This is a genomic window from Flavobacterium sp. 9AF (assembly GCF_902506265.1).
In the GTDB taxonomy this organism is placed as follows: Bacteria; Bacteroidota; Bacteroidia; order Flavobacteriales; family Flavobacteriaceae; genus Flavobacterium.
Genome location: NZ_LR733556.1, coordinates 993,447 through 1,006,126, shown reverse-complemented (window position 1 = coordinate 1,006,126; position 12,680 = coordinate 993,447). Strand labels below are relative to the sequence as shown.

The 12,680-nt window shown below is 31.3% G+C and carries 16 protein-coding genes; 4 read left to right on the top strand and 12 right to left on the bottom strand.

Annotation, left to right across the window (positions count from 1 at the left end; all coding sequences use genetic code 11):
* Positions 1–12 precede the first annotated feature (12 nt).
* Together HALO113_RS04820 and HALO113_RS04815 are read left to right on the top strand one after the other, a co-directional pair.
* A complete protein-coding gene (locus HALO113_RS04820; RefSeq protein WP_159777946.1) occupies positions 13–543 on the top strand; it encodes a DUF6452 family protein in 531 nt (176 codons plus the stop codon).
* Complete coding sequence (locus HALO113_RS04815; protein ID WP_159777945.1) at positions 515–1,231, top strand: DUF6048 family protein; 717 nt, start codon at positions 515–517, stop codon at positions 1,229–1,231. The genes HALO113_RS04820 and HALO113_RS04815 overlap by 29 nt, the downstream gene beginning before the upstream one ends.
* Before the next feature lie 31 nt (positions 1,232–1,262).
* Here HALO113_RS04815 and HALO113_RS04810 read toward each other — a convergent pair whose 3' ends face one another.
* Positions 1,263–1,799 carry a YceI family protein gene (locus tag HALO113_RS04810; protein WP_159777944.1) on the bottom strand — a complete coding sequence of 179 codons (537 nt, stop codon included), beginning with the start codon at positions 1,797–1,799 and terminating at the stop codon, positions 1,263–1,265.
* A gap of 17 nt (positions 1,800–1,816) precedes the next feature.
* Positions 1,817–2,179 (bottom strand): hypothetical protein, encoded by a 363-nt coding sequence (locus tag HALO113_RS04805; RefSeq protein ID WP_159777943.1) that lies wholly within the window; start codon positions 2,177–2,179, stop codon positions 1,817–1,819.
* Between the two features lie 88 nt (positions 2,180–2,267).
* Here HALO113_RS04805 and HALO113_RS04800 point away from each other — a divergent pair, with 88 nt between their 5' ends.
* Positions 2,268–2,660, top strand: coding sequence for a hypothetical protein (locus HALO113_RS04800; RefSeq protein WP_159777942.1), 393 nt, complete (start codon positions 2,268–2,270; stop codon positions 2,658–2,660).
* Positions 2,661–2,678: 18 nt separating this feature from the next.
* Positions 2,679–3,521 (top strand): DUF5777 family beta-barrel protein, encoded by an 843-nt coding sequence (locus tag HALO113_RS04795; RefSeq protein WP_159777941.1) that lies wholly within the window; start codon positions 2,679–2,681, stop codon positions 3,519–3,521.
* Positions 3,522–3,576: 55 nt separating this feature from the next.
* Here HALO113_RS04795 and HALO113_RS04790 read toward each other — a convergent pair whose 3' ends face one another.
* From HALO113_RS04790 to HALO113_RS04745, 10 genes are all read right to left on the bottom strand, one after another.
* Positions 3,577–3,975 (bottom strand): hypothetical protein, encoded by a 399-nt coding sequence (locus HALO113_RS04790; protein ID WP_159777940.1) that lies wholly within the window; start codon positions 3,973–3,975, stop codon positions 3,577–3,579.
* Between the two features lie 2 nt (positions 3,976–3,977).
* The gene (locus HALO113_RS04785; RefSeq protein ID WP_159777939.1) at positions 3,978–4,556 is read right to left on the bottom strand and encodes a hypothetical protein; all 579 of its coding nucleotides are present in this window, start codon (positions 4,554–4,556) and stop codon (positions 3,978–3,980) included.
* A gap of 76 nt (positions 4,557–4,632) precedes the next feature.
* Complete coding sequence (locus HALO113_RS04780) at positions 4,633–5,136, bottom strand: hypothetical protein (RefSeq protein WP_159777938.1); 504 nt, start codon at positions 5,134–5,136, stop codon at positions 4,633–4,635.
* Positions 5,137–5,214: 78 nt separating this feature from the next.
* Positions 5,215–8,568, bottom strand: coding sequence for a preprotein translocase subunit SecA (gene secA, locus HALO113_RS04775; protein WP_159777937.1), 3,354 nt, complete (start codon positions 8,566–8,568; stop codon positions 5,215–5,217).
* 85 nt (positions 8,569–8,653) lie between these two features.
* Complete coding sequence (locus HALO113_RS04770; RefSeq protein WP_002986941.1) at positions 8,654–8,875, bottom strand: DUF2795 domain-containing protein; 222 nt, start codon at positions 8,873–8,875, stop codon at positions 8,654–8,656.
* A 199-nt stretch (positions 8,876–9,074) separates the two neighbouring features.
* Entirely contained in the window at positions 9,075–9,644 is a 570-nt protein-coding gene (locus tag HALO113_RS04765) for a cob(I)yrinic acid a,c-diamide adenosyltransferase (RefSeq protein WP_159777936.1), read from the bottom strand.
* A gap of 206 nt (positions 9,645–9,850) precedes the next feature.
* On the bottom strand, positions 9,851–10,711 hold the full coding sequence (locus tag HALO113_RS04760; RefSeq protein WP_159777935.1) for a RimK family alpha-L-glutamate ligase: 861 nt from the start codon (positions 10,709–10,711) through the stop codon (positions 9,851–9,853).
* A gap of 161 nt (positions 10,712–10,872) precedes the next feature.
* Positions 10,873–11,040 carry a hypothetical protein gene (locus tag HALO113_RS04755; protein ID WP_159777934.1) on the bottom strand — a complete coding sequence of 56 codons (168 nt, stop codon included), beginning with the start codon at positions 11,038–11,040 and terminating at the stop codon, positions 10,873–10,875.
* A 7-nt stretch (positions 11,041–11,047) separates the two neighbouring features.
* On the bottom strand, positions 11,048–11,737 hold the full coding sequence (locus HALO113_RS04750; protein ID WP_140999340.1) for an ABC transporter ATP-binding protein: 690 nt from the start codon (positions 11,735–11,737) through the stop codon (positions 11,048–11,050).
* Between the two features lie 84 nt (positions 11,738–11,821).
* Positions 11,822–12,649, bottom strand: coding sequence for an O-methyltransferase (locus tag HALO113_RS04745; RefSeq protein ID WP_159777933.1), 828 nt, complete (start codon positions 12,647–12,649; stop codon positions 11,822–11,824).
* Positions 12,650–12,680: the final 31 nt, after the last annotated feature.

Here is a 12,680-nt window from a genome sequence, read left to right as displayed (position 1 = left end):
TAAATTTATACAATGAAAAAATTAAGCTTAATACTTCTTGTTTTGGTAACAATATTTTCATTTTGGAATTGTGAAAAAGATGATATATGTGCAGAAACAACGCCTACAACGCCAAGAGTAGTCTTGGAGTTTTATGATATAACAGATCCTACTACTTTAAAAAGTGTAACCGATTTAGTTATTGAAGAAACCACTACAAATACTAAATTAGTGGCAAATACATCGCTTCCAACAGATAATACAAATCGTTATTTGTTTAATGCGAATAAAATTTATTTACCATTACAAACAACTGTGAATACTTCTGTATTTAATTTTACTTTAAATCAAGGTGGAGCCAATGAAAAAATAGATGTATTGACTTTTAGTTATGACAGAAGTGAAATCTTTGTTTCAAGAGCTTGTGGGTATAAAACGAATTTTGAAATAACAAATCCAAATCAGCTAATAGGTCCGTTACCAGCCAATTGGATACAAGCAATAAATGTTCAAAAAACAACAATCGATAACGAAAATGAAGTTCACATTAAAATATTCTTTTAGTTTACTAATTGCTCTTTTTTTCTTGCCTGTCAAAGCTCAGGATACAATTAAAAAATATCCAGAACGTTATGGTTTGCGAGTAGGAATAGATTTGCATAGATTGGCTAAATCTTTTTATGATGATAATTATAAAGGATTAGAAGTAGAAGGTGCTTATAGATTAACAAAGAAATTTTACATCGCTGGAGAATTAGGTAATGAAGAAAAAACGATAGATGATGATCGATTGAATTTTACAACAAGTGGAACGTATTTTAAAGCGGGTTTTGATTTTAATTCATATGAGAATTGGCTCGATATGGAAAACCTGATTCATATTGGTTTACGTTATGGATTTAGTTCGTTTAATCAACAATTAAATTCGTATAAAATATATGACCCGGCTAATTTTTATGGTGTGTATACGGTTTATCCTAATGAAAAATTTAGTGGATTAAATGCCAGTTGGATTGAAGTAGTAGGAGGTGTTAAAGCAAAAATGTTTAATAATATTTATCTAGGGTTCTCTTTACGATTAAATTATTTAATTTCAGATAAGAAACCTGAGAATTTTGATAATTTATATATTCCAGGATTTAATAGAACGTATGATGGTAAATTTGGAGCTGGTTTTAATTACACCTTAAGTTATTTTATTCCTATTTATAAGAAAAATAAAGGACAAAAAAAAGACAACAATAACGAATAGTTATGTTGTCTTTTAATTTATTATTTATGAATTAAAGGCTAAAATGACATGTTACATCTACTGTTTTAGCTACTTTTTTACTTACAACACTAGGAATTTTAATATCAAAATCTTCTGGTTGAACGGCAAAAGTATTGTCAATAATAATGGTAGTTCCCGATTTTTTAATTAGGGCGTTAGAAGTTATGTTTTTCGTTTTTCCATGTAATTCTAAAGTACCATTTATAACAAACTTTTGTTCTTTTTCTGTTAATTTAGCAACATCAAAATTTTCAATTTTTCCTTTAAAGACAGCTTTAGGATATTTTCCGCTTTCAATATAATTTTCATTGAAATGTTCTTCCATTAAAGCTACTTTAAAACGAAATCCTTTTACTAAAGCCAATGAGGCAATTTCACCTGTTTGGGTATTTAAAACGCAAGAAACTCCCTTGTTTGTTGCTTTTACTTCTTCAAATGAAGGAACGGATGCTTCAAAAGTAATTTCTCCCGTTTTAGTCGACTTTTTTTCTTGTGCGAATCCAAAGGCGGTAAAACAAATCAAAATTAATACTGCAATTTTTTTCATATTTATTTATTTTTTTGTTATTCTAATAAACCATCTGTTTGCCATTTAGTGATCGCATCTATAGTTGTTTGTGGTAATCTTGTACCTCCATTTGGCATCATACCTGAGGAGCCTTGAGGTCTTGAAATGCGGTCTAATAATCCTCTGTTCAGAACAGCATCTTTCACTAAACTATATGTTGTTAACGACATGGGAGCACCATTTGATGGTGTAGCTCCATGACAAAATAGACAATTACTATCAATTACATTTTTAACATAATTGGTGTAAGTTACTGTATTTTCGTTAGGAACATCTACTAAGTCTGCTTCTGAATCATTAGTACAACTAGCGAGTAAAGTTGTTAAGATTGTAAGTGTTAAAATTGTTTTTTTCTTCATAGCTTTTTGTAATTGTTATAGTAAAAATAGTTTTTTTAAGACATAGATAAAAATTTTATTTTATTTTTGTTAAAAAACAAATAGCAATATGAAAAAAAATAAATGGATTTTTATTCTTATAATCCTAATAGTTGTAGGTGTTTTAGGTTATAATTATATCTACAAAAGTCATAGAGATATTAGTTCTGAAGAAGCGAGTTATTCTATTAAAGTAGCTACTTTAGCTCAAGATTTTAAAGCAGATGAAAATGCTGCCAATACAAAATACTTAGATAAAACTATAGATGTGAATGGAAAGGTTACTTCTTATGATGCAACAGCTAATCTTTTAGTTGTTGATGAGGTTTTATCGGCTACACTTCTTGAAAAACCAAATCAACCAATAGAAAAAGACCAAGAAATAACTATTAAAGGAAGATTTATTGGTTATGACGAACTTTTAGAAGAATTCAAAATGGACCAAGTGTCTGTAATTAAATAAATTGCTAAAAAAAATACTATGAAAAAATTTTTATTCGCTATGCTACTACCATTTTGTATGCAGGCTCAAGATGATTTACTTTCTGAAATTGATACGCCATCAGATCCTACGGAGGTATCTTCTGCTTTTAAGTCATTAAAAATAGTTAATTTAGAATCTACCAAATTAGCTGCAAAAGGTGATTTTTATTTTATTGTTTCACACCGTTTTGGTTCTATTAAGAATGGAATTGATACTTTTTTTGGATTAGACGATGCGAATACTCAAATCAAGTTTTTATATGGAATAAATGAATGGTTAACGGTTCATGCTTCTAGAAGTGGTTTTCAAAAAGCCTATGAAGGAGCCGTTAAATACCGATTAATGCCACAACAAGAAAATGGTTTTCCAGTTACTATTGTTGGATTTAATAGTATTGTAGTGAATTCTGAACTAGATAAAGATTTGTTGCCAAAATTGACTTTTGAAAATAGGTTAAATTATACAACGCAACTTTTAATTTCTAGAAAATTTTCTGATCGATTATCATTAGAATTAGCTCCTACATTTTTTCATGAGAACTTTGTAGTTAATGATTATCAAGATAATAGTCAGTATGCTATTGGTGCTGGAGGAAGATATAAAATATCGAATCGTGTGGCATTAACGATGGACTACGCAGCGCATTTAAACAGAGCAGCAAGTTCATTATCACATAATCCTTTATCTGTAGGGGTTGATATTGAAACAGGAGGGCATATATTTCAGTTGCATTTCACTAATTCACAAGCTATGAATGAAACAGGATATTTAGGTAATGCCTATGGGAATTGGTCAAAAGGAGATATTTTCTTCGGATTTAATTTAGTAAGAGTATTTTAGTTTGTAAGAAGAATATATTTAGATAAACAAAAATCCAACTTCAAGTTGGATTTTTTTATTTATTCAAAAAGGCTATTAAAACCGAATCTGCATTTTTAAACGTTGGCGGTTGCTCAATAATACTAGCCACTTTTTTCTTATTGATTTTTAATGTAATGTCTGCCTCTGTTGTGAAAAGTAAAGCTGATAAAAAAGGGTAGGGAAGATAAGGGGTTAACTCACTTTCTAAAGAATCTAAAGGATGAATTGTGGTGATTTCTTTTTTTTCACCGTCATAGACTTTTTTGGTAAGGGTATATTTTAATTGGTTGTTTTCTTCTGTCAATTTTACATATATATTCTGTAATTCAGGTTTACCTATCGTTTTTGCTAAAGTTAATTTGGCAAAAGTACCATTTGTGATGCTTTCTTTTACTTGAGAAAAGAAATGGGAAAAAATAATTTCGTTTGTCATTTTTATAATCCTAATGCTGTTTTTACATTTTCATCAAAAATCATATTAAATAACTGATTTTCTTTGTCTTTATTTAAGAATTTCCATTTGTTGCTAGTCGAATCGTCATATACACCAATAAGTGTTGAGCGAAGCTTGATAGTAAATTCATTTTTGTCTTTATCAAAGGTCACTTCTTTCGCATCCATAGATTTTTTAAATATGCCAATCATGGTTTCGGCATCCTTATCTATAATTGGTTTTTTAAATTTCATTTGCATCACATTGTCATGATCTATTAAACAAAAAGTTTGTGTACCAATTTTTTTAATTTCGCCAAATGAAAAATTAGGTTCTACAGGAATTAGTTTTATATTGTAATCGTCATTACTCATCATTTGTTGGAACATTTCCTTCATTGTTTCTTTAGGAATAATATCAAAAACTTTAGGATAGGTTGTTTCAAAAATACCATCATAATCCATTGAAGCAGTTGCTTTATAAATTTTAGTAACTTCCGTTTTTAAGCTTCCAATATCTTGTGAAAAAGCTGAGAAATAAGTGAAGAATAATGCGGTTAGAAAAAATATTTTAGCTCTCATGTTTTAGTATTTTTTCAAAGATAAAAAAAACCTCAATGCTTACTAGAATTGAGGATGTTTTTTAACGTAGTTTTAATTATAGGTTGTTGGCTTTCTTAAATTTTTCAGCTTCATTTAAAACATATAAGTTGTAAATTAATGCACCAACAATTATTATTTTGAAAATGATTCCATTAAAAAAGTGTTCTCTATCAAAAATAAAATTCAATGTGTAAAATAACAAGATTATTGTTAAAGGAATTATAGTTAAAATCTTTGGATTCTTCTGTAGAAAAATGCCACATAATAGAAAAATTAGACTAATAAAAACAGTTAAAAAAACACCTAGAAAATCATATTTATTATTCATAATAGCAATGATTAATCCTATTGTATTAAATGCTACGATATAAAACAATATACGTTTACTGTTTTCGATATTGTGTTTAGATTTATCTAAAATTCCCTTATCTGCAATAAATTTACCAATGTGAGTTGCTTGTTCTTTTTCTGTTCCGTTAAATGGAAATTTACAGTAACTACAGTTGTCATAAGATTCTGGAGATTCTTTTTTGCAAGCAGGACAAATTTTATTATTCATAAGGTAGTTGTTAAAATATAAATCCTCAAATCTATCTTAATAGAAATGAGGATTTATTGATTTAGTTTTAAAGAATTATTATGCTAAAACCCATTCACCAGAAGCGATTAAGTTTTCTGCTTTTTTAAATTTCATAGTTTCTGTTTTTCCACTCATTACATGTTTAATAGTAACGGTATCATTGCGATTAATTTTTGGAGTTTCTCTCACAATAGTTTCTGTAACTTGTGGGCGATTTTGTGTTTGTTGACCCGCTTCTCTATTTCTAGCAGCTAATTCATCGCTATTTAAAATTTCTTCTTTACTCTCTGTGTAGTTTTCTTTTGTTCTAACTTCCTTGGCTTCACTAATCGTGTTTGCATTTTGAGAAGGTAAATCGGCTTTAAATAAGAAAGAAATGACATCTTTATTTACTTCATCCATCATTCGTTTAAATAAATTGAATGCTTCAAATTTATAAATAAGTAAAGGATCTTTTTGTTCGTGAACAGCTAATTGTACCGATTGTTTTAGTTCGTCCATTTTGCGTAAATGTTTTTTCCAAGCCTCGTCAATAATAGCTAGAGAAACATTTTTTTCAAAATCAGTTACCAATGATTTTGCTTCAGAACTATAAGCTTTTTCTAAATTGGTTACAATGTTTAATGATTTAATTCCGTCTGTAAAAGGAACTACAATACGCTCATATTGGCCATTATTGTTTTCATATACATTTTTAATTACTGGAAAAGCTTCTTTTGCATTTCTTTCTGATTTTTCAGTATAATGATCTAAAACGGCTTTATAAGTTTTGCTAATAATTTCTCTTTCTTGAAGTTTAGAAAATTCCTCAGTAGATACAGGAGAACTGATTGAGAAGTAGCGAATTAATTCAAATTCATAGTTTTTAAAATCACCAGCTGCTTTATTATTTTGTACAATCACTTCACAAGTATCATACATCATATTAGCAATATCCACTTTTAAACGTTCTCCTTCTAATGCATGGCGACGACGTTTATAAACTACTTCACGTTGTGCATTCATAACATCATCATATTCTAATAAACGTTTACGAACACCAAAGTTATTTTCTTCTACTTTTTTCTGCGCTCTTTCGATAGATTTGGTCATCATAGAATGTTGAATTACTTCCCCTTCTTTTAATCCCATTCTATCCATCACTTTGGCTACTCTTTCGGAGCCAAACAAACGCATTAAGTTATCTTCTAAAGATACATAGAATTGGGAACTACCTACGTCTCCTTGACGACCAGCACGACCTCTTAACTGACGGTCTACGCGTCTTGAATCGTGACGTTCAGTACCAATGATGGCTAAACCACCTGCTTTTTTTACTTCGTCTGATAATTTAATATCGGTACCACGACCCGCCATGTTAGTAGCAATAGTTACAACACCAGGTTTACCTGCTTCAGCAACAATTTCTGCTTCTCTTTTATGCATTTTCGCATTTAAGACATTGTGTTGTATGTTTCTTATTTTTAACATACGGCTTAATAACTCAGAGATTTCGACTGAAGTTGTACCAATTAATACAGGACGACCTGCTTGTGAAAGCTCAACAACGTCGTTAATAACAGCATTGAATTTTTCACGAACCGTACGATAAATTAAATCTTCTTTATCTTTTCTGGCAATAGGTCTGTTGGTTGGAATTTCTACTACATCTAATTTGTAAATTTCCCAAAATTCTCCAGCTTCAGTTACAGCTGTCCCCGTCATACCAGCAAGTTTACTATACATACGGAAATAGTTCTGTAATGTAATGGTTGCAAAAGTTTGTGTAGCCGCTTCAATTTTTACATTTTCCTTAGCTTCAATTGCTTGGTGTAATCCATCCGAATAACGACGGCCATCCATAATACGACCCGTTTGCTCATCAACAATCATGACTTTGTTGTCAATGATTACATATTCTGTATCTTTTTCAAATAAAGTATAGGCTTTTAATAATTGTGTAAGTGTATGAATACGTTCCGATTTAATTGAAAAATCTTTATATAAATCGTCTCTTTTTTCTGCTTCTTCTTCAGTAGAGAGATTCATTTTTTCAATTTTTGCAATTTCAGTTCCTATATCTGGTAAAACGAAGAAATGTTCGTCGGTATCTTGAGAAAGAAATTTAATACCGTTATCTGTTAATTCTACCTGATTGTTTTTCTCTTCTATTACAAAATATAGTGCTTCATCCACTTTTGGCATCTCACGATTATTGTCTGCCATGTAATGATTTTCTGTTTTTTGTAATAATTGCTTAACTCCTTCTTCTGATAAGAATTTAATTAATGCTTTATTTTTAGGAATGGCTCTATAGGAACGCAATAGATAGAAACCGCCATCTTTAGTATTGCCTTCTTTGATTAACTTTTTAGCCTCTGTAAGACAGTCCGTAGCTAATTTTCTTTGAAGCGAAACTAAGTTGTCAACTTTTGGTTTTAATTCGTTAAATTCATGACGATCTCCTTGTGGTACAGGTCCTGAAATAATTAAAGGTGTACGTGCATCGTCAATTAATACAGAATCCACCTCATCCACAATAGCAAAATTGTGTTTTCTTTGTACCAAGTCTTCAGGTGAATGCGCCATATTGTCTCTTAAATAATCGAATCCAAATTCGTTATTGGTACCATACGTAATATCTGCATTGTAGGCTTTTCTTCTCGCTGCTGTATTGGGTTGATGATTGTCGATACAATCTACTGTTAGACCATGAAATTCAAAAAGTGGTGCTTTCCAAGTGCTATCACGTCTTGCTAAATAATCATTTACAGTTACAAGATGAACTCCATTACCTGTTAAGGCATTTAAGTATAATGGCAGTGTAGCAACCAATGTTTTTCCTTCACCTGTTTGCATCTCGGCAATTTTACCTTGATGTAAAACCACTCCACCAATGAGCTGTACATCATAATGAATCATATCCCAAGTGATGGCTTTTCCAGCGGCATCCCAAGAATTTGCCCAAGTAACATTATCTCCTTCGATAGTGATATAAGGTTTTGAAGCAGATAATTCTCTATCTCTTGCGGTAGCTGTTACAGTAATCGTTGAGTTGTCTTTGAAACGTTTAGCAGTTTCTTTTAATACAGCGAATGCTTCTGGTAATAATTCATTTAATATGTTTTCTGAAATTTCGTAGGCTTCTTTTTCTAAAGCATCAATTTCAGTGTAAATATCTTCTCTTTTGTCTATGTCAGTAGTATTTTCGGCTTCTACTTTTAAAGCTTCAATTTTACTATCTTTTTCAGCTCTAGCTGATTTTATTTTTTCTTTGAATTCTTCAGTTTTTGCTCTTAATTGATCGTGGGATAAAGAGGCAAGTGCTGTTTCAAAGGTTTTAACTTTGTTTACAAGTGGCTGTATGGCTTTTACGTCTTTCTGAGATTTATCTCCAACAAAAGCTTTTAATATAGAATTAATTAAACTCATAATAATTTTTATTCAAAAATTAGGTGTGTAAATGTACAAAAAAAAGCCTCTATGTGAGACTTTTTAAATGTTGTTATTTTATTTTTTAATACTCATCCTCGTTCCAAAGATAATCCTCGTCAGTTGGATAATCAGGCCAAATTTCTTCCATTGATTCATAGATTTCTCCTTCATCTTCAATCGATTGGAGATTCTCAACTACTTCAAGAGGAGCACCCGTTCTGATTGCGTAGTCGATAAGTTCGTCTTTGGTAGCAGGCCAAGGAGCATCGCTTAAATAGGATGCTAGTTCTAATGTCCAATACATTTTTCTATCGATTTAAATTTATGCAAAAATAATTTTTTAACTTAAAAAATCAAGTTTTTTTTGATTTATTTTTTATTATTTGTAAGAACGTCTTTTTTTTAAGTAAATCGTGAGTCTTTTTTTACTATTTTTAATTCGTTTTTTAAACTACTAATTGTATAGAAGTGATACGGTTTACCAAAGACTGAATACTAAAAAACTACTTCCTAGGTATCCATTTTACTTCCTCAGCCTTTACATCGTAGGACAACTTTCGTGCCAGTACAAAAAGATAGTCAGAAAGTCGGTTTAGGTATTTCATAACATAGGTATCTGTAGGCTCTATGTCATTCAAATGCGTCACTAAACGCTCCGCTCTACGGCAAACACATCTTGCGATATGACAATATGACACGGTTATGTGTCCACCTGGTAATACAAAGTGTGTCATAGGAGGAAGATTTTCTTCCATAGTGTCTATTTCTTTTTCTAAATATTCGATATCACTTTCTATAATACCTAATTGTTGCAAACGAGGTTGACCATTTTTTAAGGTTTCTTTTTCAGGAGGTGTTGCTAAAATAGCTCCCAATGTAAAAAGACGGTCTTGAATTTCAATTAAAACGGTTTTGTAGTGCGACTGCATCTCTTGATCACGAATTAATCCAATGTGTGAATTTAATTCATCAACTGTGCCATAACTTTCAATGCGAATATGGTGTTTAGGAACCCGTGTGCCACCGAAAAGAGCTGTTGTTCCTTTGTCTCCTGTTTTAGTATATACTTTCATAAGAATTTAGAATTTAGAAACCTTATTTTTAAAATTGAAATTAGGATTCTAATTTTTTTGTATTGTCTTTGTTTTTGTTATAAGCAATATGAAACGGTTTTCTATGATTTAAATTTTTAGATTTCTTTTTCTGAACCAATCGTAGTACAATATATAAAAATGCTAAAATGCCAACCAAAAAGAACATGTCCATTTTATTTTCAAATTTACTGAATTAATTGCACTATTGCTTGGGTGAATTTTTGCAATGCGTCTGGAGCATAATCAAAATACAAATCGGGTTCAATGCATTCTACTTCCATTAAGTGAATGGTGTTGTTTTTTACAATTCCATCTACCCGCGCATATAGTAATGGTTCTGGAAATTGATTGACAATTTCTTGTGCTTGCTGAATCAAAGATTCTGAAGGTTGTACTAAAGTGTATTGCCCTCCAAATTGTACTTGTATTCTAAAATCGTTAGCAGCAGGTTTTTTGTTTACAGCATGTGAAAATGTTTTGTTAAAGAAAATAAAGGAGGTTTCCCCTAAAGAAGTAATTTCAGGTTGAAATTCCTGTAATAATAATTCTTTTTCTTGAGCAATTATTTGATATTCTTCTTCGATTTTTTTTATTTCACTAGATTCGAACACTTTGGTTAAATAAGAACCCGCAGAAAAAGCAGGTTTGACAACCACTTTTTTCCAATGTGATGGGATGGTATTTTTTAAATCGAGATGAGTTGTTTTTTTCTGAAAATAGGTGGGTAAAATAGTAATTCCTTTTTGTTCTAATTCTTGCAAGTAGAACTTGTGTTTGTTTTGTTGAATTACATTCAATGAATTGAGTGTAGGAATGCCTAGATGTTCTATTTTAGAAAGCCAATGATTGAATGCTTCTTCTTTTTCATAATAATCCCAAGTATTTCTAAAAATGAGATAATCATACTGCGTCCAATCTTCTTTTGGGTTATCCCAAATGGCGGCTTGAGCTGTAATGCCATGTTTTTTTAATTCAGGAATAAGTTGTTGGTCGGATGGTTTTAAGTCAGGTAATTTATCGCAAGTGAGCAGTGCAATTTTTGTCATGGATTTATTTTTGTTTTTCAAAGATAAGGAGTTCCTAACAAATGAAGAAATGGAAAAATAACTAGCCCTGACAGTAAAAAGTAGCTCCCGATTTTTTCGGGACTACTTGGAATGGCAGGAAAAAGGACGGCTGATAAAAACCAAGCGATTCGCTTCTAAAATTAACTTTTCACAGTGTTGTTTTTTTGTAAAAGTGCTAACAAAAAAAGACCTAATCCTGTTCCAGTTAAAATACCTTTGGAAAAATCGTTAAATTGAAAATAATGGGTAAGAATTTGTGAAATGTTAACGGTTAAAATTCCTGCTATAAAAAAAGTTTTGGATTTCATATTGGTATTATTTGTTAAGATTGTCACTTTCAATAAGTCCGTCTCGTAAACGAATGATACGATGTGCATATGCAGCAATATCTTCTTCGTGAGTTACTAAAATTACCGTATTTCCTTTGGCATGAATTTCATTGAAAAGATTCATGATTTCTACCGAAGTTTTACTGTCTAAGTTTCCAGTTGGTTCATCGGCTAAAATAATGGCAGGTTTGTTTACCAAAGCACGACCTACGGCCACACGTTGTCTTTGACCACCGGATAACTGATTGGGTTTGTGATCCATACGATCCGCAAGGCCTACTTGCGTTAGAACTTCAGTAGCTCTTTCGTTTCTTTCCGATTTTGAAAAACCAGCATACACCATGGGTAAGGCTACATTATCCAAAGCAGTAGTCCTAGGCATTAAATTAAATGTTTGGAAAACGAAGCCAATTTCTTTGTTACGAATTTCTGCCAATTCATCATCGTGCATTTGACTCACTAATTTTCCATTTAGTACATAACTTCCGGAAGTAGGTGTATCTAAGCAACCTAAAAGATTCATTAAGGTAGATTTTCCGGAACCTGATGGTCCCATTAGTGCCACATATTCCCCTTTGTTAATAGTTAAATCAATTCCTTTTAACACATGAATGGTTTCGTCTCCTAAAGGAAAATCTCTAGTAATGCCTTTTATTTCAATGATTGGTTGTGCCATCTTAAATTAGAATTTAGAATTTACAATTCAAAAAGTTGAATTCTTAATTACACATAAGTAGAAAAAGCGAGTAATTTGTTACAATTAGATTCTAATTTTTTTAAATAGGTAGGAGCTAAGGCTACGTTTAGGATTGATTATAAAATGCTCTTTGTTTTGTTCTTTTCTAAAGAAAACCATTCCCCATTGAAAGGTGTCTATGGTTACCGTTACTTTGGGATGATTTTGTATTGTTTTCCAAGCGTCTTCCATGTCTTTGGACCAATGAATGTCGTCAAAAATCCAAACACTGTCATTGGTAACGGTTGAGAGTAATGTTTCGAAATAAGTTAAGGTTGCTTTTTTAGAATGATTGCCATCGAAGTAGATAAGGTTGTTGGTTGCTGGTTGCTGGTTGTTGGAAGAAAGGTATTTCGAGAATTCGGTATTTATGAATTCAATGTTTTTGGCTTTTACAGTTGAATTTGTCAAGTAATCTTTTGCAACAGACAAAGTATTTGGACAACCTTCTAACGTTGTAATTTTTGAGTTTTCAGCACCTAATGACAGGGTAGAAGTAGCTAATCCTAATGAAGTGCCAATTTCTAAAATAGTTTCGGGTTGAAAATACTGTGTAATACGAAATAATAATTGTGCATTTTTAGGGCTAATTCCTGCATTTTTAGCAATCGCTGAGATAGACCTTGTGTTGGATTTGAAAACTCGCGAGCCTGCTCCAAAATCGGTTACTTCTATAGTGTTTTTATTTTCTAAAAGTGCTTTTCGATAGCTTTTTAAGATTATATATTCTGGATAATGGAAATTGTCATAAAAGCATTTGGTAACCAAATCAAATACAAATGGAGAATGAATTCCATGTTCGCTTTTGGCTTGGAAAAGAAATTTTATGTAGGCTATGATTGGGAACAACATATTATTATGTAAAGACTTCTAAAAAATGTGA